This window comes from Nocardia salmonicida (genome assembly GCF_036142455.1).
Lineage (GTDB): Bacteria > Actinomycetota > Actinomycetes > Mycobacteriales > Mycobacteriaceae > Nocardia > Nocardia salmonicida.
In genome coordinates, this window is record NZ_CP108014.1 from 522178 (window position 1) to 543451 (window position 21274).

The window sequence follows — 21274 nt, forward strand, 5'->3', positions numbered from 1 at the left end:
TTCGCAGACTGAAAGGATCAACGCATGGAACCCATTACCGAACGCGACATCAGGTCGTCGTTCGTCAACTGTTCGAAGGGTGACGCGAAGCGGTTGAATGTGCCGCGTGACCTGGGTGAACGGCCCTGGGACGATCTCGACTTCCTCGGCTGGACCGACCCGTCGTACGCGGGGCGCTGTTATATCTCGGTGCCGAGGGAGGACGGGCTGGTCAGTGTCGCACTGCGGCACGAGACCGGCGGATCGGGCAAGACGCAGATGTGCACGATCTGCCTCACCACGCACTCGGGTGGCGGCGTTTCGCTGATGACCGCGAGCAAGACGGGCGAGTCGGGGCGCAAGGGGAACACGGTCGGCAGCTACATGTGCACCGATCTGGCCTGTTCGCTGTATGCGCGCAACAAGAAGCGGCCGTCGATGGGCAGCCGCTATCGCGAGGATCTGACGCCGGAGGAGAAGGCCCAGCGCGTGGTGGAAAACCTGAACGCCTTCGTGGACCGGCTCTACACCTAGCCGACCCGAACCACCGAATGACAGGAGGTAGATGCTGTGCGCCGACACTCGACAAACCAGTTGACCCGAGTTCTGTTGAATCCGAACAGAACTCGGGTCGATGTGTTCCTGGCCGGTCGAGTCGGGCCGGGTTGATCCCGGACCGACCCGAGCGGAGCGGGAACCTAGAGCAACGCTTGCATGATGGTGCCCGCGCTGGTGGCGACGACGCCGCCGATCATGGCGCCCGCGACCATCTTCGGTGACTCCATGGAGCTGCCGGTCCACTTCTCCCAGGCGAACTTTCCGCCCGCGACAGTGATGGCGATGATGCCGGACAACAAGATGAACCAGGTCAGGTACCTGACCAGCTGCATGATCTTGTCCGCCAGTGGCGGTGCTTCGGGGGTCGGATTGCCGATCTGCGCCAAGGTATCGGTGACGGCGGCCAGGAGCATGGGGTCTCACTCGGTATCTCGGAGGAACGGGACGACGATGAACTCAGCACTGATGGTATCCGGTCGTGTGCCACCGTGTCGGCGCCCATCTGACCGAACCGATCGGTTTTGTTGGTGTGCAGCGGGTTCGCGCCCGTATCCTGGACCACGTTCGAATACGGCAGGGCTGGAACGCAGTTCGCGTCACGCGATAGGGGAGCAGGCTATGAGCATCATTCTGACGTCGATGGCCGACACCATCACCACGTACGCGCAGATCGGCAATCCGACGCCGGAAGCGCCTCCGCTGTCGGACAAGATCATGAAAATGGTCCAGTACCTGACCTGGTTCATGATCCTGTCGGGCGTGCTCGCCATCACCGTCGCCGGTGGAAAGTTCGCCTGGGAGAAGTGGAACGGTAGCGCGATGGAGTCGCCGAAGATGATCGCGGGCGCCATGATCGGCGGTGTGGTCGCTACCAGCGGCGGCACCATCATGAACGCGATCCTCAGCTAGATCCGCGCGCCCTTGGCGCGATTGCAGGCCCGGCACAGGATCTGCAGATTCGTCGCGCTCGTCGCACCACCGCGACTGAGCGGGATGATGTGGTCGAATTCCAGGTAGTGGCCGTCGCCGCACTCGACGCACGCGCCGCCGTCGCGCTGCCACACCTGGGCTTTCACATCCTGGGGAATACTGCGGCTGTCGAGCTGTCCCGGCGTCAGGACCAGGCGTTTCGACACGCGCAGCGCACCCTCGAGTGCTGCCGCCACATAGTCGGGATCGGTGACGCCGAAAGTCGCGCCGCCCCGCGCGGACGTCGCCGCGAGCACGACGGTGCCGTGCTCGGGATGCACTGAAACCACCCGGTTCCACGGCAATTCGATGCCGGTGCCGTCGCCGACGAAGCGCAGTTTCTTGGAGCTGCCGATGAGCCGGCCCTCGGTGTTGCGTGGACCGCGGGCGAGCATGCGGATGTGGACGGCGGGCAGGTCGAGGTGAACGCGCTCGTCGGGGTCGAGGTGCAGGCCGGGGGTGTTGATGGTGGGCAGTTCGCCGGCGCGCAAGCGGGAGAGGGTGCGGCCGCGATACATTCGGCGGCGCAGATCGTCGACGACGGCGCCTGACAGCGCCAGCTCGCTGACGACGTGTTCGAAGGCATCCAGTTCGTCGGCGAATACCTCACCGTCGGCGAAGGCGAAGGCGACCATGCGCTCGACCTGGGTCAGGCCCGCGTCGCGTAGGAGTGTTCGGCCGCGCTCCTCGTCGATGCGCTGGAAGCGCAGGGCGGCCCACACCTCGGTCCATTCCTGCGACATCGTGCCGGGGCCCGCGAGCACGCGCCTGGCCCGGTTGCGCCAGTGGGTGAGGAATTCCTCGATCTCCTCGGCACAGTTCTTGCACGGTCCGTGACCGCCGAACAGCTTGCGACGCAAGGGATTGCCGCAGCGGGTGCAACGGGTGCGGTGATCGTGGATGTGCGGGTGGACGCTGGAGGTCCACTCGTCGCCGTCCCACCAGCGGAGTTGATCGGGGGTTTCCGGATCGGGGTGCCAGTCGGCGAGCTCGGGGTCCGGCGGTGGTGGCGGGGGGACGTCGATGACGCGGCGGGTGAGGGCGGGAGCGTGGGTCGGTGCCGGGACTTCGTCGAGTGGATAGGCGGCAGCGGGCGTAACAGCCCGGTGCCGTTGGTCGGGCGAGCCCTCGAACTGGCCCATGACTGCGTGGGTCGGTCGCGTGGGGGTGCTCGATCCGGTGCCGGCACGTCCGGCGGTGGGTTCGTCCACCGTTACCCCGAATTCGGTGGCCAACCCGGCCAATCCGCCCGCCCAACCCTGGCCGATCGCACGGAAGCGCCATTGGCCGTCGCGGCGGTAGAACTCGCCGAACATCATCGCCTGGACGTCCTCGATGCCGTCGATGGTGAACTGGGCGATCGGGCCGTCGGCGGCGTGCACGGTCAAGGTGAGGTCGGGGAGTTGGTCGAAGGTGGCGTCGTCGAGGGACGCGCTGATGACGATGCGTGCCACATCGGATTCGGTGCGGGGCAGCGAAATGCTCAGCCGCGCGGTGCCGGGGGCGGGCTCCTGGTCGAGGGTGACCGCCTGGGAGGCGTGGCGGGGCGCGTTGAAGAAGACGAAATCCCGGTCACCGCGGACCAGGCCCGATTCGGTGACCAGCAGGGCGTGCGCGTCTACGGCATGTGCCGACCGCCATGAAACGACCACGGCGAGAAGCGATGTCGGGACCGGCGCGTGCGCACCCTTGCGTAGTTCCATGGTGCTCGCATGATGTCATGAGGGTCCGACAGAGTTTGTTTGAGCGCTGGCGCGCTCGAGTTCGCGGCCCTGCCGGTCCCGCTGTTGCGGCACCGTTGCTTGCTCCTTCGTCGCCTACGCAACGGCACCGCAACAGCGGGACGGCCGCGAACCGCCGCTGCGCGGCGGACCCTCCTCGAGGTCGGGTCGTGCGTGGCTGGTTGTGCGGTAGGCGGCCGGACACGAAGCGGAGGGCGGGTGCTCATCCCTGCGTCTGTGGCGTCCTTGCGGCACAGTGGTGTCATGACGAACCCGAGGAAGCGGGGGCGCGCGCAGGAGGCTGCTCCGCCGGCGCAGGCGCGGAAGGTGCCAGGGGCCGAATTGTTGTCGGCGGCGCAGGCGGCGGTGGGGGCTGCGCAGACCGCGGCGGGGCAGGCTATCGATGCCGCTCAGCAGACGGCCGGATATGCCTTCGACGCGGCGGTTCGGTTGCCGCCCGCTTCGGCGCAGCTGGCCGCGCAGTTGCCGGATCTGGTGGAGAACCTCTCGATCGCGGTCGATCGGCTCAACAGCACCATCGATCGGCTCGATCGGACCTTGGCGTTGGCCGATCCGGTGTTCGCCACCTACGACCGGTTGTTGCCGCGGCTCGAGGCGTTGATCTCGCTGGGTGAGGACGTGCTCGGTGCGGTGGCCAAGCTGCCGGGTGTCGGCCTGCTCGGGCGGATCACGGGGCGTGGGGGCGAGGAACCCGCACCGGAACCGGAGCCGGACAAGCGCGGCCGCCGGCGGCGGTGATGCTCACGTTCCGGGCGGCAGCGCGCGGAACGTCGCTGCCGCCTTGAGCACCATCTCCGCGTACTCGTCCTCGGGATCGGAATCCAGCACGATCGCGCCGCCCGCGCCGATCCGCCACTCGCCGTCGTAGCGCACGGCAGTGCGGATGACGATATTGAGGTCGGCGGTGCCGCTCAGGCCGAGGAAGCCGATGGTCCCCGAATAGATTCCGCGCGCTTCGGTTTCCAGTTCGTCCAGGATCTCCATGGTCCGCAGCTTCGGTGCGCCGGTCATCGAACCGCCCGGGAAGCAGGCGCGCAGACAGTCGATCACGCTGGCGTCGGGGCGCAGCGTCCCGCGCACGGTCGACACCAATTGGTGCAGGGTGGAATAGGTTTCGGTGTCCATCAGCTTCGGGACGTGCACCGAACCGACTTCGCAGACGCGGCCGAGGTCGTTGCGCAGCAGGTCGACGATCATCAGATTCTCGGCGCGCGTTTTCGGGTCGTCGGCCAGCGCGCGACGCAGGCGTTCGTCCTCGTCGGCGGTCCGACCGCGCGGAGCGGTGCCTTTGATCGGCTTGCTCTCGACCACCCGGTCCCGGTCGATCTCGAGAAACCGCTCCGGCGAGGAACAGGCCACATCGAGCCCGTCGAAGCGCAGGTAGGCGGCGTACGGGGCGGGATTGCAGCGGCGCAGTCGCCGGTAGAAGTCGAGTCCGTCATCGGGCGCCGCGGCGACGACGACCGCGTCGGTCAGGCAGATCTCGTAGGACTCGCCCGCGTGCAGCCGATCCTGACACACCGCGATATCGGCCAGATAGCGGTCGCGGCCACGTACCAGATGCGCCGGCACGGCGTCGGGATCGGCGGGCACGCGCAGGTCGGCCGGGTTGACCCAGGTCGGGAGGTCGCCGAGGGCGTCAGAACTCTCGCGCAGCCACCGCTGCGCGTCGTGCTCGGTGGCGGGTTCGCTCAGGGCGATCAGGTGGGTTCGTCCTGCCTCGTGGTCGACCACGATCAGCCGGTCCGCGAAGATCCACTGGGCATCGGGAGTGGGCGAGCGGTGCGCACTGCGCCCACCGCAATCGGCTTTCACCTCGTAGCCGAGATAGCCGACGTAGCCGCCCGCGAAATCGAAAGGCAGTGGTGGGGTCTCGCAGTGCCGAGCCCGGAGTTCGCGGTCGAGATAGTCCAGGACCGTGCCCGCGACGGTGCGGGTGCCCTCGACGTCCGTCACGGTGACGGAGCCGTCACCGACCCGATAGCCGACGATTTCGGCGTGCGGTCCACTCGCGTCACCGAGGAAGGAGAACCGGTCGAGTCCTGGTTCGACGTGTTCGCTGTCGAGCCAGAACGCGCGCACGGCGTCGGCGAAGCGGCGCAGGAAGATCGCTTCGGTGTCGATCGCTCGTTCGATCACCGTGTGCTGCAAGCGAAACGATCGTTCGGGCGAGGTGGGCACTGCTGCCGAGGGCCCGCGCACGACGACGGGTGCGGAAACCTGCGCGCGCGCTTTGGTCAGGTCGGCGAAGTTGCGCAACAGCGCGGCACCGAATTCACTCGACACCGACTCGGGATGGAACTGCACACCCCACTGCGGCCGCTCGCGATGACGCACGCCCATGATCACCCCGTCGCTGGTCGAGGCGGTCACCTCGAGGGCCGCGGGCAGCGGGCTCCGCGCCACGAGCGAGTGATAGCGCACCACGGTGAAGCCCTGCGGCAGACCGGCGAACAGATCTCGATCGCCATGGGTCACTTGATCGAGAAAGCCGTGCCTGGCCTGCGGCGCGCGCTCCACCGTCCCGCCCGCCCCGAGCACGATCCCCTGATGGCCGAGGCACACGCCGAGCAGCGGCAGTTCGGTCTGTGCGATGAGCGAGGTCGACACGCCCATGTCCCGCGTCCGATCCGGTCGGCCGGGTCCGGGCGAGATCACCACATTGTCGAAGTGGTCCAGGTTCAGGACGCTCTCGGTCTCGTCGTTGCGCACGACGGTCGGCTCGCTCCCGTTGACCTCGCTGATCAGCTGATAGAGGTTGTAGGTGAACGAGTCGTAGTTGTCGATCAAGAGCGTGCGCATCGTGGCAGAAACATTACGCCGGGCGTGCGCGTGCGCATTCCCGCGCAGTCCCCACAGCTGCCGGGGCACAATGTGCCCCATGGCTGTTTCTCAACCTGTCGATGTTGACCCGGCGATCGCTGATTTCGCGGCGATCGGGCGGTGGATGGACGAACAGGGCTTGCCCGGGACGGAATTCGAGGCGGTCACCGCGCTCGGTGGCGGAACGCAGAACGTGATGTTGCGCTTCACCCGGGGCGGGCGCGAGTACGTGCTGCGGCGCGGACCCAAGCATCTGCGCGCCAAGAGCAACGACGTGATCGGCCGGGAATCACGGCTGCTCGCCGCTATCGCCGAGACCGAGGTGCGTTCGCCACGGGTGATCGCCGCTTGCGACGACGAGTCGGTGATCGGCGCGGTCTTCTACCTGATGGAACCCATCCACGGCTTCAACCCGCAGACCGAACTGCCCGCCCTGCACGCTGGTGATCCCGAGATCCGACGCCAGATGGGCCTGTCCGCGGTCGAGGCCATCGCCCGGCTCGGCTCGCTCGACTACCAGGCGCTCGGCCTCGAGGACTACGGCCACCCCGCCGGTTTCCTCGAACGACAGGTACCGCGCTGGCTGCGCGAGCTCGACTCCTACAGCGGCAACGAGGGCTACCCCGGCCCGCAGATCCCCGGTCTCGAGCAGACCGGTGACTGGCTCGAACGGCACCGGCCGACGGACTGGACGCCCGGCATCATGCACGGCGACTGCCACCTGGCGAACATGATGTTCGACTACGACGGTCCCGAGGTGGCGGCGATGGTCGACTGGGAGATGTCGACCATCGGCGACCCGCTGCTCGACCTCGGCTGGCAGCTGGCGACCCGACCCGAACCCGGCACCGTCGGCGCGGGCCTGATGGGCACCCTCGGCACCGTCGGGGGCCTGCCGAGCGCGGCGGAGATGATCGAGCACTACGGCAAGTTCTCCGACCGCGACCTCGGCGCGGTCACCTGGTACACCGTGCTGGCCTGCTTCAAGCTGGGCATCGTCCTCGAAGGCACCTATGCGCGGGCGTTCGCGGGCAAGGCGCCCAAACAGGTCGGCGACTTCCTGCACGCGGTGACGCTGGAACTCTTCGAGCAAGCGAATCAGCTCGCCGAATGATGCCCGGATCTCGCCGATAGTTGGCTCGATATTGATGGAGCATAAGAAGCAGACAACCTAGGCTGACTCCCATGATCGTCCCCGACACCAAGAACTGGACCTGGGTCCTCGAGCGTGCCTGCTCCGAATGTGGATTCGACGCCGAGCACACCGCGTACGCGGCCGTTCCCGAGATCGTCCTCGACAGCGCCGCCCGGATCGGCTCGGCGCTCGAACGCGACGACGCTCGGGTGCGCCCCGACGAGCTCACGTGGTCTGTTCTCGAGTACGGCGCCCACGTGCGCGACGTGTGCCGGATCTTCGACAGCAGGCTCGCGCTGATGCTCGGCGGCGACGGCGTCGAGGCGCCGCGGTTCGAGAACTGGGATCAGGACGCGACCGCCGTCGCCGACCGCTACGGTGAGCAGGACCCCGCGGTCGTCGCGCGGGAATTGGCCGTTGCCGCTGATCGGGTGGCCGCCGCGTTCGCCTCGGTCCCGTCGGATCGGCTCGACCTGCGGGGTGCGCGCAGCGACGGATCGCTGTTCACGGTCAGCTCGCTGGGTCGGTACTTCCTGCACGACGTCGTTCACCACGTCCATGACGTGCGTGGATAGAAAACTCTCGGAAATTTTCTAGAACGTGTTTCAGAAACCGGTGATTTGTGGCTAGGGTGAGTGCAGTCACAACGAGGCACGAGCTTGGCGAGAGGTCTACCGGCATGAAGACGAAGGGCGCGATCCTGTGGGGCATCGATCAGGAATGGTCGGTCGAGGAGATCGAGGTCGGCGACCCCGTCGCCGGTGAAGTGCAGATCCGGATGGAAACGGCGGGCATGTGCCACTCCGACCATCACATCGTCACCGGCGCGACGCCGATGCCGGGCTACCCCGTGATGGGCGGACACGAGGGTGCGGGTGTGATCACCAAGCTCGGCCCGAACTGTCCGGCCGATCTGGCCGTGGGCGACCACGTCATCCTGTCGTTCATCCCCGCGTGTGGGCGTTGTCCCTCGTGCGTCTCGGGCAACATGGCGCTGTGCGACCTCGGTGCCGGACTGCTGATGGGACAGGCGATTTCGGACGGTACCTACCGCATTCAGGCGCGCGGCGAGAACGTCATCCCGATGTGCCTGCTCGGCACATTCAGCCCGTACATGACGGTGCACCACACCTCCGTGGTGAAGATCGATCCCGCCATCCCGTTCGAGGTCGCTTGCCTCGTGGGCTGCGGCGTGCCGACCGGGTTCGGATCGTCGACCCATGTCGCGCAGGTGCAGCCGGGTGAGACCGTGGTGATCGCGGGCATCGGCGGCGTCGGCATGAGCGCGCTGCAGGGCGCTGTGATCTCCGGTGCGTCGAAGGTCATCGCCATCGACCCGAATCCGTGGAAGCGCGAGCAGGCTCAGAAGTTCGGCGCCACCCACACCTACGAGAGCATGGCCGCCGCGATCATGCCGATGATCGAGGCCACCGAGGGGCGGATGGCCGAGAAGGTCATCCTCACCATGGGTGAGATGCACGGCGACTACGTCGAAGAGGGTCTGATCCTCACCGGCAAGGCGGGCACCCTCGTCGTCACCTCGATGGGCCGCATGGACGCGGGCGACGTCAAGATGAACACCTTCCTGCTGTCGATGTTGCAGAAGACGGTGAAGGGTTGCATCTTCGGCGGCGGCAACGCCCGCCAGGACGCGCCGCAACTGCTCTCGCTCTACAAGGCGGGCCAGCTCAATCTCGACGACATGGTCACGCGCAGCTACTCGCTCGAAGAGATCAACCAGGGCTACCAGGACATGCTGGACGGCAAGAACATCCGCGGGATCATCCGCTACACCGAAGCCGACTGGTAGTCAGCTCTCGCCGACTCGCTCGGCGAGACGAACCGCCACCTGAGCGATCAGGTCGTACGGGATCGGTTCGCCGAGCGGGAATTTCAAGGTGCCACGACCCGAGTTGTAGGGCTCGATGGCTTTCTCGAGCGCCTCGTCCCCCTCGGGGACGGGGTACACGCTCACGTGGGACTTCCAGCCCGCGAAGAAGATGAACACCCGGCCGTCGATGGTGGCGGCCGGGATGGCGTAGCTGATCTTCTCGCCCGTGTCCGGCACCGCGCGATGGATCGTGTCGCGGATCTGCTGCAGGACGGCGCGTTCGGCCGACGGCTGGGCCGCCAGGTAGGCGTCGACGGAGTCGGGTTTCTCGGTCATGCTCTCGACTCTAGGCTCTGACCAGCACTTTCTTCGGGTGACCCGCTGCTTTCAATTGGCCGTCGCGCAGTAGTAGGCAGTGGTCGGCCCTGCCTGCCTCGTCCCGATCGTGGGTGGCTTGCACCACGGTCACACCGGCCGCGCTGATCTGAGCCAGAGCGCGGGAGATCTCGGCCTGCGAGGTCTCGTCCAAGCCCGCCGCCGGTTCGTCGAGCAGCAGTAGATCGGACTCCTGCGCCAGAGCCTGTGCGAGCAGGGTGCGTTGGCGTTGTCCGCCCGACAGGGTGTCGAGCCGCCGAGTCGCCAAGTCGGTGAGCTCCATTCTTTCCAGGCAGGTTCGCGCGATCTCGCGATCTGCCCGAGTCAGTCGCCGCCACGGTCCGCGGTGTGCCCAGCGTCCCATCGCGACCACTTCGCGCACGGTGATCGGCAGGGTCGGCGGAATCGCCGTGTGCTGCACCACGAAGGCAGGACGCCGGGTGGTGCTCCGGTGCACCGCTCCCTCTTGCGTCTGCACGGTTCCGGCGAGGACTCCGAGCAGGGTCGATTTTCCCGAGCCGTTGGGTCCCACGATCGCGGTCACCTGCCCGCGCGGGATCGTGGCGGTCACCTCGCGGAGCACGGGTCGTCGGGCATAACCGGCCGTCAGGTGCTCGATCCGGATCGCTGCGTCATCTGTGTGGTTCATCTCACCTCAATTGAAACGATAATCATTTTCAGTATATCGTCTCGCGCTATGGATTGGCTGTTCGCCCCGTTCGAGGTGGCATTCGTGCAACGCGCGCTGTGGGGTGGGCTGCTCGTCTCGTGCGTGTGTGCCCTCGCCGGGACCTGGGTGGTGGTGCGCGGCATGGCATTTCTCGGTGACGCGATGGCGCACGGGATGCTGCCCGGCGTCGCGGTGGCGGCGTTGCTCGGGGGGAACCTGATGCTCGGTGCCGCGGTCAGCTGCACTGCCATGGCTGCCGGGGTGTCGGTGCTGAGCCGTGGCAAGCGCTTCGCGCCGGATACCGCGATCGGGCTGTTGTTCGTCGGGATGCTCGCGGCCGGGGTGATCATCGTGTCGAGGTCGCAGTCGTTCGCGGTGGATCTGACCGGGTTCCTGTTCGGCGATGTGCTGGCCGTGCGAGCCGTCGACCTGTGGTATCTCGTTGCAGCCCTGGGCATCTCGCTGGTCGTGGCGATGCTCGGCCATCGTGCGTTCGTGGCGCTGACCTTCGATCCGCGCAAGGCGCACACCCTCGGACTACATCCGAGACTGGCGCACGCGGCGCTGGTGGGGTTGGTGGCGGTGGCGATCGTGGCGTCGTTTCATGTCGTGGGGACGCTGCTGGTCTTCGGATTGCTGATCGCGCCGCCCGCCGCCGCGGTGTTCTGGTCGAACCGGGTGCCGGTGGTCATGGCGGTCGCCGCGCTGATCGGCGGGCTGTCCACCGTGGGGGGACTGGTCATTTCGTGGCATGCGGGAACCGCGGCGGGGGCCACCATCGCCGCCGTGGCCGTCGGCTCGTTCTTCCTGTCCGCGATCGTCTCCGCGCTGCGGGAACGGGTCGGTCGGGTGGGAGTGGTAGCGCTCGCCGCCGTGCCGTTGGTCGGCTGTGGAGCGGGGCAGGTGCCGGTTGTCGAGGAGGCGGCGCCGCACGGGTTCGTCGCCGGTGCGGAGGAGATGAGCGAGGCCCAGAAACGAGTGGTGGTCGCCGATGCGACCGGAGCCGTTCGGGTGATCGATCTGCTGACCGAGCAGGTCACGCCGATCGACCCGGAAAGTGCTCGAGCGCAACCGGACTCGTCCTCATCGGCAAATCCCTCGCCGTTGTCGAGTGGCGACCAGCGGGGTGCGGTCGGTGACGGGCGCTTCGCGTATCTGAGCGCGGGTGCGTCGGTACAGGTCGTGGACAGCGGGGCGTGGACCGTCGACCACGGCGACCACCGGCACTATTACCGTGCGCCGAGCCGCGATGTCGGTGCGGTCGCCGGCGATACGTCGCCAAGCGAGCCGGGGGGTGCAGGCCCCGGAAGCGCGGGTGGTTCCGAGGCGGTCGGTGCGTACAGCGATGCCGCCGTCGCGTCGGTGGTGCTCGGCTCCGGTGCGACGATCTTGTTCGACCGCGCGGAGCTGGACGGCGGTCTCGCCCGAGCACAACGCCGGGTCGATGGCATCGCGGTGCCGTATGCCGAGCGGATCGTCGTCGCCGACAGTTCGGGGCGGGTCGAGGTGCGCGGGCGTGACGGCGCGGCGGGGCAGGTCCAGCCCACCCCGTGTCCGCAGCCGAAGGGCCAGGCTGTGACCAGGCGCGGAGTCGTCTTCGGTTGCGCCGACGGAGCACTCGTGGTGGCACAGCGCGACGACGCTTTCGTCGCCGAGAAGATCCCCTACCCGGCGCCGACGGCGGAGCGGGCGAGCGCGTTCACCCATCGCCCCGGCAGCACCACCCTGACCGCGATCGCAGGCCGCGATGCCGTCTGGACGCTCGACATCAGGAAGAAGACCTGGACGCGGACTCCGATCGCCGACCCGGTCGCGGTGAACACCGCGGGCGAGGGATCGTCGTTGCTGGTCCTCACCCGCGACGGCGTGCTGCACGGGATCGACCCGGTAACCGGCACGGAGACAGCGCGGAACCCGCTGCTCGGAGGACCCGTCGAGGGCGATCCGGTGATCTGCGTCGACTCGGAACGGGCCTATATCAACGATTCTCGGGCGCGCGTCGTCCACGAGATCGCCTACAACGACAACCTCCGCCTCGCGCGCACGTTCTCGCTGGACATCGCGCCCTCGCGGATGGTGGAGACGGGCCTGTGAAGCACATGTTCCCCGATGACCGTCGGACCTCGCGGACCGATCGGCTACGCAGGCTGATCCAGTTGCTTTCTGCCGCAGTACTTCTCGTGCCCTTGGTGAGCGCGTGTACCGGCGGGAGCGAGCGGTCCGGGATCGTGGTGACCACGAACATTCTCGGCGATCTGACCCGGGCCGTCGTCGGTGACACGGTGCCGGTGACGGTGTTGATGCAGGCGGGGGCCGATCCGCATTCGTTCGCTATTTCCGCTCGTCAGGCGGCCGAGATCGAGCGAGCCGCGCTGGTGGTGCACAACGGGCTCGGGCTCGAGGAAGGCGTGGCGCGGCACGTGGGGGCCGCCGCGGCCGCCGGGGTTCCCACGCTTGCCGTGGCGGAGCGGGTCGATCCGATCGCGTACACCTCCGATGAGTCGGCGGGGCAACCTGATCCGCACTTCTGGACTGATCCGCGCCGGGTGCGCATGGCCGTCGAGGCGATCAGTGCCGAGGTGCTGGCACGAGTCGACGGCGTCGATGCCGCTGCGGTGCAAGCGAATACGCAGCGCTACCTCGGTGAGATCGATGAGCTGGACCGGTGGATGACCGAGCGGTTCGCGGCCGTCCCGGCAGAGCGCAGGCAGTTGGTCACCGACCATCACGTCTTCGGTTATCTCGCACAGCGATTCGGGTTCCGGGTGATCGGCGCGGTGATTCCCAGCGGCACCACTCTCGCCTCACCCAGCGCCTCCGATCTCGACGACCTCGCGACCGCGATCAGGACCGCCGGAGTGCGGGCGATCTTCGCCGATTCCGCACAGCCCGATCGGCTTTCGCGCGTCCTCGCCGAACACACCGGTCTGCAGGTGCAGGTGATCGCCCTGCACACCGAGTCGCTCACCCCACCCGGTGACGGCGCGGGCACCTATCTGGAGATGGCCCGCGTCAACACCGAGGCCATCGCCCGTGGTCTATCCGGGCCTACAGCTTAATTCGCACAAAGAGATGGAGCATTTCATGAACAGGTCACGGACCACCACGATGGTGGCCATGTCCGGGGTTCTCGCCTCGGTGGTAGCGCTGAGTGGTTGTGGCACAGAGGATTCCGGCCATGAACATCAGCACACGCCGGGCGCCGAACCGATCGCCCTGACCTACGACGGCGGGATCTACGTCCTCGACGGCGCGTCACTGACCCAGCGGGCCGACGTGAAGATCGACGGATACAACCGGCTCAATCCGGTCGGCGACGACGACCATCTGATGGTGTCGACCAAGGAGGGCTTCCGTGTCTTCGACGCCTACGACGGCGCGTTCACCGGAACCCAGTTCCCCGCCGCCAAACCGGGCCACGTTGTTCGGCACGCGGGCAAGACCGTGCTGTTCGCCGACGGGTCCGGTGAGGTCACCATTCTCGAGACCGCACAGGTCGACAGCGGTAAGCAGACAGAGGTCTACAAGGCTGCCGCACCGCACCACGGCGTCGCGATCGAGTTGAGCAACGGGAATCTGGTGCTCACTCTCGGCACCGAGGACAAGCGCGTCGGCGTCGTCGCGCTCGACAAGGGCCGCAAGGAACTCACCCGCAACGAGGACTGCCCCGGTGTGCACGGCGAAGCCGCTGCCCAGGGCGAAGCGGTCGTGATCGGCTGCCAGACCGGCGCCGTCGTGTACCGCGACGGCAAGATCACCAAGGTCACCAGCCCGACCCCCTACGGCCGGATCGGGAACATGTCCGGCAGTGAGGCGTCGCCGATCGTGCTCGGTGACTACAAGCAGGACAAGGACGCCGAACTCGAACGTCCGCAGCAGGTGTCGCTGGTGAACACCACCGACGGCACACTGCGCCTGGTCGATCTCGGCACCAGCTACACCTTCCGTTCGCTGGCTCGCGGCCCGCAGGGTGAGGCGCTGGTACTCGGCACCGACGGCAAGATCCACGTGATCGATCCGTTGGCGGGCACGGTCGTTCGCACCATTCCCGTGATCGGCGCCTGGCAGGAGCCGCTCGACTGGCAAGCCGCTCGCCCGGCTCTGTTCGTCCGCGACGGCATCGCCTACGTGAGCGATCCGGCCGCCAAGCAGGTGCACCGCGTCGACCTGACTGCCGGAAACATCACCGCCACCGCCACTCTGGCAGGCACGCCGAACGAACTCACCGGCGTCACCGCGCACTGAGCGCGCCGATCGAGGTCACCACGCTGGTCCGGAAACACTCCGCCGAGAGCGTGGTGATCCTCGTTCGCGCCTGACGGACAGGTCAGTCGGCGCACCGCACGACGACCTCGCGCAGGTTGCGGCTGCGCACATCGTCGAGGATCGCCATGCCGAGGCGGTTCATGCTGTAACCGAAACCCAATCCGGTTGTCGGGTCGGCGAATCCGAAGGAGCCGCCCAAACCGGTGGTGCCGTAGGCGCGTTTGTCCGAGCCGAAGCGGAAAGTGCCGCGCGACTTACGGAAACCGAGGTGGTAGCGGCTCTTGGTGTGCAGGACTAGATCGTCGGCGGGCACATCGTCGGCGGTGTCGGCGGCGGCGAGCAGGTCGAGAACACCGTCGTCGATGGGCAACGCGCCGGTGCGGCCCGCCGCGGCGCCGTAGACCTTCGCCAGCGCGCGGGCATTGCCGACGCCGTTCATGCCGGGCCACTCGATCTCGAGGAACTCCCGCCGGGCGGCACGCGCCGGGGCGCCGGGGCGCGGATTGGTCAGCGCCGCATAGGAATATCCACGCTTGGCGTAGACCTCGCCGCCGACCCGCAGCGGGATATCGCGACGCTCGTAGCGCCAGATGTCCAAGCCCTTGGTCGCCGACAGCTGGGCCACCCGTTCCATGGGCTCGGTCTCGGGCAGACCGATGAATAGATCGGCGCCGACCGGTCCCGCGATCTCCTCGGCGAAGAATTGGCCGAGACTACGGCCCGCCGGATCCACCCGTCGCAGCAATTCGCTCTGATACAGGCCCAGCGTGAGCGCGTGATAACCGTGCCGGGTGCCGGGCTCCCACGCCGGTTTCTGCGCGGCGAGCAGCTGGCCGAGGGCGTCACGATCGATCAGTTCCCGCAGTTTCACGATCCGGTCCAGCCCGGACAGCCCCGCCTGGTGGTCGATCAGCTGACGCACGGTGATCCGTTCCTTGCCGTGCGCGCCGAATTCCGGCCAGTACTTCACCACCGGCGCCTCGTAGTCGAGCAGCCCCCTCGACACCGCCGTCGCCAGCGTGAACGCCGACATCCCCTTCGACGACGAGAACACCGGCACGATCGTGTCGCGCTCCCACGCCACCTCGCGTGCGCGATCGCGATGGCCTGCCCACAGGTCGACCAGTGGCTGGTCGCCGGAGTAGACGGCGACGGCGGCGCCGATCTCGCCGTGGTGGGTGAAGTTGCGGCGGAAGGCGTCGGCGACGGGGCCGAAACCGGCCGCCACGTCGCCGTGGATCGATGGTGCGGGACTCATGGTGTCCTCGATCGTAGCCGCGTCTCGTACGCTGCCGATATGCGATCGTTGCAGCAGATTCAGCACTGGCCGGTCAAGAACGCCGCCGCCGCCGTGGTCACCGCCGACGGTGTGTCGACCCTCGGCGATACCGAGCGGGTGTTCCGGCTCGCCTCGGTGACCAAACCGCTCGTCGCCTATGCCACGCTCGTGGCGCTCGAGGAAGGCGCGGTCGAACTCGACCAACCGGCGGGTCCGCCCGGTTCCACCGTGCGCCATCTGCTCGCCCACACCTCCGGCGTCGCGTTCGCCACTCCAGAAGTTCTCGCCGAACCCGGCGCCCGCCGCATCTACTCGAGCGCGGGATTCGAACTGCTCGCCGATTTCCTCACCGCCCAGACCGGTATCGAATTTCCGCGATATCTGCGCGAAGCGGTTTTCGATCCGCTCGGCATGGCCACCGCGGTCCTCGACGGTTCCGCCGGCCACGCGGGCAGCGCCTCCCTCGCCGACCTCACGCTATTCGCCACCGAGTTGCTGACGCCTCAATTGATATCTCGGCAAACCTTGGACGACGCGACCTCGGTGCAATTCCCCGACCGCAACGGAGTCCTGCCGGGATACGGCTCCCAGCGTCCCAACGACTGGGGATTGGGATTCGAAATCCGCGACGGAAAAACCCCGCACTGGACGGGTTCAGCCAATTCCGCCCGCACCTACGGGCACTTCGGCCAGTCCGGCACGTTCCTCTGGGTCGACCCGGAAATAGCGGTGGCGACAATCGCGCTGAGCGACGAGAATTTCGGTGACTGGGCCAGAACAGCGTGGCCGAAATTCAGCGATTCCGTTATCGCAGAGACACATAACACGCAGTAAAGTAACACGCGCAACACCGCACACTTCAGTACACTCGTGCCACGCCAGACCACGACGGGCCGTTGGGGAAGACGTTCCTTGTCGAGGCTGGAGGTGTTGGTAAGTGCGCGCATCGAGTCAGTTCGCTGACGCGACGGCGGGTGTGGTTTACATCCACTCATCGCCCGCCGCGTTGTGCCCTCACGTGGAATGGGCGCTGTCCACCGCGCTGTCGTCCCCCGCGAAATTACGCTGGAACACCCAACCAGCCGACGGGCAACTCCGCGCCAGCAGCGACTGGGTCGGTCCCGTCGGCACCGCGGCCCGGATTGCCCAATCATTGCGCACCTGGCCTGTGCTGCGTTTCGAAGTCACCGAGGACCCCAGCGAAGGGGTCGACGGCGAGCGCTACAGCTTCGTCCCCACCCTCGGGCTCTGGCACGGATCCACCGGCGCCAACGGTGACGTGATGCTGGGCGAAATGCGATTACGAGCCTTACTCCAGGCCGCCAAAGAACTCGACGTCCACGGAACCTTCGACCTCTCCACCGAACTCGACAGGGCACTGGGCGCGCCGTGGGACGAGGACCTCGAGGCCTACCGGCAGGGGACCGACAGCGTCGGCGCCGAAGTCACCTGGTTGCGGCGGGATGTGGGTTGAGAGCTGATCCGGGGCCATTACGGGATCCCGATGATCAGGGGCGAAGTCAATCGGCGAGGTCCATGCGGAGGAACTCGGTGATGCGGAGGAGTTTCGGTGGGTGGGGGATCTCTGGGGGCAGTGCCTGAAATGCTTCGTCTCTGCCGACGACGCGTGGTGTGGTGAGGGCTATCTCCTGGCCGTCTTTGCGGAGTTGCGCGGTGCCTGTGGCCAGGATGTTCTGCACCCAGTCCGAGGCCGATCCGTAGACGAGGACGAACAGGTAGCCGCCGTCGACGGCGTGGGCGTCGAGCGGGGCGCGGTAGGTCTTTCCCGAGGTGCGGCCGGTGTGGGTGAGGACCGGCCATTTTCCGCCCGCGACGGCGCGGGGATTGAAGACGCGTTTGTTGATTTTGCCCCACCAGATCGGCATAGGCATGGGGGTGCTCCCTTGTTCGGGCCAGCGTGACTTACACCTGTAAGGCTGACTTACATCTGTAAGCTTGTCAACGCTTCGTCACCGAGGAGGTCCCATGCCCGTACGGCAACCGCTGAGTCGCGATCGTGTGCTCGATGCCGCGATTCGGGTCGCTGACCGTGGGGGAGTGGAGGCCATCACGATGCGGCGGGTGGCGCAGGAGTTGGGGGTGGAGGCGATGTCGCTCTACAACCATGTGCCGAACAAGGACGCGATACTCGACGGCGTTGTCGACGCGGTGTTCGCGGCGATCGAGTTGCCGGCGGCCGGACGCGCCGATTGGCGGGAGGCGATCCGGGCGCGGGCTCGCTCGGCACGTTCGGTGCTGGCGCAACACAGTTGGGCGCTCGGGTTGATGGATTCGCGTCGGAATCCCGGCTCGGCGACCCTGCGTCATCACGACGCGGTCCTGGGAGTTCTTCGGCAGGCCGGGTTCTCGCTGCCGATGGCCGCGCACGCGGTCTCGCTGATCGACAGCTATGTGGGTGGTTTCGTCCTGCAGGAGGCGAACCTGCCCGTGTCCGTACCGGCGGACGTCGAGGAAGTCGCGGGCGGCATTCTCGCGAATCTGCCGGCAGACGAGCTGCCGTATCTCACGGAGATGATCGTCGACCATGCCTTGCAGCCGGGGTACGACTACTCGGGCGAGTTCGGATTCGGGCTGGATCTGATCCTGGACGGGCTCGAAGCGCGCCGAGGTCAGCGCTGAGCGCCAGCCCCTGATTGCAGGGGCACGACTTTTCCTTGTGTCGAAATTCGTTGTCGTGCAGCATCGAAGAGGTGATGAACAGACGAATTTCTGGAGCATTCCTCGCCGCATCCGCCGCCCTAGTCGCATTCGGTCCCGTCGCGATCGCCCCCGCGGGCGCGGCAACGCCGTTCGTAGCACCCGAGATCACCTTCGCCGGAACCGCGGCGGGTACCGTCACCGCCACTCTGCGCAACCCCAACGACCGTGGGCAGTGCTGGGCCGAAGCGGGCGTCGGCCCCGAGAACAACCACGTCTTCTTCGGCGACGGCGCACCGGAATCGCTGGCCGACCCCGGCAAGACGGTCGTGACCTCGCTCGACGGCCTCGAGCCCGGCACCACGATCACCGCACGCGGCGGCTGCGTCAACGGCGCCGAGTTCGCGTTCTCGGAGTTGGTTACCGTGAACGTTCCGACCGCTACGCCGTCGACCGGAAGCTTCGGCTTCTAGCAGATCCGCAGGCAGCCGCGGCGCGATTCTGCGGCTGCTTTCAGCCGCCCGCGCGGCGTGCCGGAAGGGCGACGCGGTCGAGATCGTGGGCGAGAACGGCGCCGGGAAAGCCGGCCTGTTCGATGAACAGGTGATCCTCGCTCGCGGTGTAGCGCTCCGAAAAGTGGGTCAGAACAAGGGTGTTCACCCCGCAGGAGCGCGCCACCTCGCCCGCCTGACGCGCGGTGAGATGACCGCGTTCGTGCGCCTGATCCGTCTCGGAGTCGAGGAAGGTGGACTCGATGATCAGCATGTCGACGCCATCGGCGAGCTGGAAGACGTTGTCGCACAAGCGAGTATCCATGATGAAAGCCACCTTCTGGCCCGGTCTCGGTGCCGAGCATTCCTCGAGTAGCGGCCCCGACAGCTCACGGATCGCGGCGCCGGAGATGCCGTGCTCGCGGAGCTTCTCGGGCAGAAATGTTCGGCTGTCCGGTTCGGCGAGGCGGTAGCCGTAGGTCGGGATGCTGTGGGCCAGCGGGAGCGCGGTGAGGGCGAAACCGTTGCCCTGCAATGTTTCGCGGGGACCGCTCACCGGGTGTTCGACGAGGCTGGGCGAGCCGTAATAGCTCGTCGCGTATCTCAGTCGTTCCCAATACTCGGCGCCCTCGGCGGGGTAGACGGCGTGCACGTCATGGGGCACCCCGTCGCGGCCGAGTCGCTGCACGATGCCGGGGACGCCCAGCGAGTGGTCGCCGTGGAAATGGGTGATGCACAGCCAATGCAGTTCGGTCGCCGAAGCTCCCGCGTGCGCCATCTGGCGCTGGGTGCCCTCGCCGGGATCGAACAGCACGCCCTGCCCGTCCCAGCGCAGGAGGTAGCCGTTGTGGTTGCGGCGGCGGGTGGGCACAGCCCCAGCTGTGCCGAGGACGACGAGTTCTCGTGTCGACATCGACCCATCCTGGCGGGTCGCCGCGTCGGTGTCACGTAGATATGAATGCCGTCGCGGTGGTGAGATGGACCGAGTGCGTGCCTGCGCCGAAGCTCGCACCGATGACACAGCTTCCGGAGGACGACAATGGATCTGTTCGACTACGACGCCGAACTGCGTCGGCACACTGCGCTCTTCTTCGCTGCCACGGAGGTCGGCGCCGGTGATCGCGTGCTCGACATCGGCTGTGGCACAGGGCAGACCACCCGTGCGGCCGCCCGTGCGGCCGTTGACGGGATCGCCGTCGGGGTCGACATCTCGGAGGTGATGCTCGAACAGGCCCGTCGGATCAGCGACGACGAGGGACTGTCGAATGTCAGTTTCGAGCTGGCGGACGCCCAGGTGAATCCCTTTCCGCCAACATCTTTCGACCTCTGTATCAGCAGGTTCGGTGTGATGTTCTTCGCCGATCCGGTCGCGGCGTTCACCAATATCGCGCGCGCACTGCGTCCCGGGGGTCGTCTCGCGTGGTTGGTCTGGCAAGGGCACGACCACAACGAATGGGCATCGGTGTTCAGTGAGGTTCTCGCCGCCACAGTCCCCACGCCGGGTCGCGGCCCGTTTTCACTCGCCGACCCTGCCGCCACCGAATCCATGCTGGCGACAGCGGGTTTCACCGACATCGGCTTCGCCGAGATAGATGAGCCCGTGTACTACGGCCCCGACAGTGGCGCCGCCTACGACAACCTGCTCCGCCTGACGGGCTTCACAGCATTCCTCGCCGACCTGGAGCCCACCGAATCCGAACAAGCCCGCGCTCGGCTCCACGAGATCCTGGCCGACCATCAGACCGACAGCGGCGTGTACTTCGACTCCCGCGCTTGGCTCATTTCCGCTCGTCGTTCTTGAAGTAGATCAGGTTGCGCTGTGGACAGACGCAGCGCGACATCCCGAGACACTTCACGCGGGGTCACGCAGGTGGCCGGTGTCGTCGAGGCGGAACACCTGACGGTTGTGGAAGAAATCGTCTTCTCTCAGCTCGGTGATACCGCCGGGGGTGGCGTGGAAGGCTGCATATCCCGCCGACTCGATCGGCATCGCGATCCATGCCGCGACCACGAACGTGAGGCTGCCGCCGTGCGTCACGATGACCTGGTGTCGGCAGGTGCTGGCCACGATCGAGTCCATAGCCGCGTAGATGCGTTGTGCGAAGACCTCTTTCGTCTCGGCGCCCGGAATGCCTTCGTCGTGCCGCATGCGCTCGCCGACGCGAGGTGGCGCGACGAACCTGTCATCGAGCCACCGCTGCGGCCTGCCTCCTGCCTCGCCGTACGACTTCTCGCGTAGCCGCGCGTCGAGGATCGGCTCGACGCCCAGCCCCGCACCGATCGCGGCGGCCGTCTGCGCTGTCCGTCGCAGATCCGAGGAGTACAGCTCGACTCCGATGTCTGCGGGTATCCGTGCTCGCAGCTCGTCGGCGGCCGCGGCGGCGACGACCGAACCGGCCGGGGTGAGCTCGGAGTCGTACCAACCGCCGACGAGTCGCTCGAGGTGATGCGTCGCCTCGGGGTGTGTGACCACGTAGATCTTGCGCAACTGCTGTCCT

General features: G+C 67.1%; 23 protein-coding genes. 14 read left to right on the forward strand and 9 right to left on the reverse strand.

What is annotated here, in order from left to right; genetic code table 11:
• The first annotated feature begins 24 nt into the window (after positions 1–24).
• The gene (locus OHS03_RS02645) at positions 25–513 is read left to right on the forward strand and encodes an FBP domain-containing protein (protein WP_194828570.1); all 489 of its coding nucleotides are present in this window, start codon (positions 25–27) and stop codon (positions 511–513) included.
• Between the two features lie 164 nt (positions 514–677).
• Here OHS03_RS02645 and OHS03_RS02650 read toward each other — a convergent pair whose 3' ends face one another.
• Positions 678–950 carry a hypothetical protein gene (locus OHS03_RS02650; RefSeq protein WP_062988119.1) on the reverse strand — a complete coding sequence of 91 codons (273 nt, stop codon included), beginning with the start codon at positions 948–950 and terminating at the stop codon, positions 678–680.
• Positions 951–1155: 205 nt separating this feature from the next.
• Here OHS03_RS02650 and OHS03_RS02655 point away from each other — a divergent pair, with 205 nt between their 5' ends.
• Positions 1156–1446: a hypothetical protein gene (locus OHS03_RS02655; RefSeq protein WP_056821229.1), complete on the forward strand. Its 291-nt coding sequence runs from the start codon at positions 1156–1158 to the stop codon at positions 1444–1446.
• Here OHS03_RS02655 and OHS03_RS02660 read toward each other — a convergent pair.
• Entirely contained in the window at positions 1443–3209 is a 1767-nt protein-coding gene (locus OHS03_RS02660) for a TerD family protein (RefSeq protein ID WP_328660507.1), read from the reverse strand. The genes OHS03_RS02655 and OHS03_RS02660 overlap by 4 nt on opposite strands.
• Positions 3210–3491: 282 nt before the next feature.
• Here OHS03_RS02660 and OHS03_RS02665 point away from each other — a divergent pair, with 282 nt between their 5' ends.
• On the forward strand, positions 3492–3986 hold the full coding sequence (locus tag OHS03_RS02665) for a hypothetical protein (RefSeq protein ID WP_328660509.1): 495 nt from the start codon (positions 3492–3494) through the stop codon (positions 3984–3986).
• Positions 3987–3989: 3 nt separating this feature from the next.
• On the opposite strand, the gene pabB is transcribed toward OHS03_RS02665, so the two are convergent.
• Positions 3990–6050, reverse strand: a complete 2061-nt coding sequence (gene pabB / locus OHS03_RS02670) for an aminodeoxychorismate synthase component I (protein WP_328660511.1) — start codon at positions 6048–6050, stop codon at positions 3990–3992.
• Between the two features lie 70 nt (positions 6051–6120).
• On the opposite strand from pabB, the gene OHS03_RS02675 reads away from it, so the two are divergent.
• The 3 genes from OHS03_RS02675 to OHS03_RS02685 all read left to right on the forward strand — a co-directional run bounded on the left by OHS03_RS02675 (position 6121) and on the right by OHS03_RS02685 (position 9016).
• A complete protein-coding gene (locus OHS03_RS02675) occupies positions 6121–7185 on the forward strand; it encodes a phosphotransferase family protein (protein WP_084787306.1) in 1065 nt (354 codons plus the stop codon).
• Between the two features lie 71 nt (positions 7186–7256).
• Positions 7257–7781, forward strand: coding sequence for a DinB family protein (locus OHS03_RS02680; protein WP_328660513.1), 525 nt, complete (start codon positions 7257–7259; stop codon positions 7779–7781).
• A gap of 104 nt (positions 7782–7885) precedes the next feature.
• Positions 7886–9016 carry an NDMA-dependent alcohol dehydrogenase gene (locus tag OHS03_RS02685; RefSeq protein ID WP_328660516.1) on the forward strand — a complete coding sequence of 377 codons (1131 nt, stop codon included), beginning with the start codon at positions 7886–7888 and terminating at the stop codon, positions 9014–9016.
• On the opposite strand, the gene OHS03_RS02690 is transcribed toward OHS03_RS02685, so the two are convergent.
• Positions 9017–9373 (reverse strand): iron chaperone, encoded by a 357-nt coding sequence (locus OHS03_RS02690; RefSeq protein WP_328660518.1) that lies wholly within the window; start codon positions 9371–9373, stop codon positions 9017–9019.
• A 10-nt stretch (positions 9374–9383) separates the two neighbouring features.
• Positions 9384–10061, reverse strand: a complete 678-nt coding sequence (aztA, locus tag OHS03_RS02695) for a zinc ABC transporter ATP-binding protein AztA (protein ID WP_328660520.1) — start codon at positions 10059–10061, stop codon at positions 9384–9386.
• A 48-nt stretch (positions 10062–10109) separates the two neighbouring features.
• Here aztA and aztB point away from each other — a divergent pair, with 48 nt between their 5' ends.
• The 3 genes from aztB to aztD are packed head-to-tail and all read left to right on the forward strand — an operon-like array spanning position 10110 to position 14327.
• The gene (gene aztB, locus OHS03_RS02700) at positions 10110–12176 is read left to right on the forward strand and encodes a zinc ABC transporter permease AztB (protein ID WP_328660522.1); all 2067 of its coding nucleotides are present in this window, start codon (positions 10110–10112) and stop codon (positions 12174–12176) included.
• Between the two features lie 5 nt (positions 12177–12181).
• Positions 12182–13141 carry a zinc ABC transporter substrate-binding protein AztC gene (gene aztC, locus OHS03_RS02705; RefSeq protein WP_328664057.1) on the forward strand — a complete coding sequence of 320 codons (960 nt, stop codon included), beginning with the start codon at positions 12182–12184 and terminating at the stop codon, positions 13139–13141.
• A gap of 25 nt (positions 13142–13166) precedes the next feature.
• Positions 13167–14327, forward strand: coding sequence for a zinc metallochaperone AztD (aztD, locus tag OHS03_RS02710; protein ID WP_328660524.1), 1161 nt, complete (start codon positions 13167–13169; stop codon positions 14325–14327).
• A gap of 82 nt (positions 14328–14409) precedes the next feature.
• Here the strand turns inward: aztD and OHS03_RS02715 are convergent, their stop codons facing one another.
• The gene (locus OHS03_RS02715) at positions 14410–15606 is read right to left on the reverse strand and encodes a serine hydrolase domain-containing protein (protein ID WP_328660525.1); all 1197 of its coding nucleotides are present in this window, start codon (positions 15604–15606) and stop codon (positions 14410–14412) included.
• A gap of 39 nt (positions 15607–15645) precedes the next feature.
• On the opposite strand from OHS03_RS02715, the gene OHS03_RS02720 reads away from it, so the two are divergent.
• Positions 15646–16461, forward strand: coding sequence for a serine hydrolase domain-containing protein (locus OHS03_RS02720; protein WP_328660527.1), 816 nt, complete (start codon positions 15646–15648; stop codon positions 16459–16461).
• Positions 16462–16564: 103 nt separating this feature from the next.
• On the forward strand, positions 16565–17101 hold the full coding sequence (locus tag OHS03_RS02725) for a DUF3145 domain-containing protein (RefSeq protein WP_056821216.1): 537 nt from the start codon (positions 16565–16567) through the stop codon (positions 17099–17101).
• Positions 17102–17147: 46 nt separating this feature from the next.
• Here OHS03_RS02725 and OHS03_RS02730 read toward each other — a convergent pair whose 3' ends face one another.
• Positions 17148–17519 carry a nitroreductase family deazaflavin-dependent oxidoreductase gene (locus tag OHS03_RS02730; RefSeq protein WP_328660529.1) on the reverse strand — a complete coding sequence of 124 codons (372 nt, stop codon included), beginning with the start codon at positions 17517–17519 and terminating at the stop codon, positions 17148–17150.
• A gap of 94 nt (positions 17520–17613) precedes the next feature.
• Between OHS03_RS02730 and OHS03_RS02735 the strand changes: the two genes are divergently transcribed.
• Together OHS03_RS02735 and OHS03_RS02740 are read left to right on the forward strand one after the other, a co-directional pair.
• Entirely contained in the window at positions 17614–18267 is a 654-nt protein-coding gene (locus tag OHS03_RS02735) for a TetR/AcrR family transcriptional regulator (protein ID WP_328660531.1), read from the forward strand.
• A gap of 74 nt (positions 18268–18341) precedes the next feature.
• Complete coding sequence (locus OHS03_RS02740; RefSeq protein WP_328660533.1) at positions 18342–18758, forward strand: hypothetical protein; 417 nt, start codon at positions 18342–18344, stop codon at positions 18756–18758.
• Positions 18759–18798: 40 nt separating this feature from the next.
• Here the strand turns inward: OHS03_RS02740 and OHS03_RS02745 are convergent, their stop codons facing one another.
• Entirely contained in the window at positions 18799–19689 is an 891-nt protein-coding gene (locus OHS03_RS02745) for a ribonuclease Z (RefSeq protein ID WP_328660535.1), read from the reverse strand.
• Positions 19690–19815: 126 nt separating this feature from the next.
• Between OHS03_RS02745 and OHS03_RS02750 the strand changes: the two genes are divergently transcribed.
• Positions 19816–20577 carry a class I SAM-dependent methyltransferase gene (locus OHS03_RS02750; protein ID WP_328660537.1) on the forward strand — a complete coding sequence of 254 codons (762 nt, stop codon included), beginning with the start codon at positions 19816–19818 and terminating at the stop codon, positions 20575–20577.
• A gap of 51 nt (positions 20578–20628) precedes the next feature.
• On the opposite strand, the gene OHS03_RS02755 is transcribed toward OHS03_RS02750, so the two are convergent.
• Positions 20629–21264, reverse strand: coding sequence for a histidine phosphatase family protein (locus tag OHS03_RS02755; RefSeq protein ID WP_328660538.1), 636 nt, complete (start codon positions 21262–21264; stop codon positions 20629–20631).
• Positions 21265–21274: the final 10 nt, after the last annotated feature.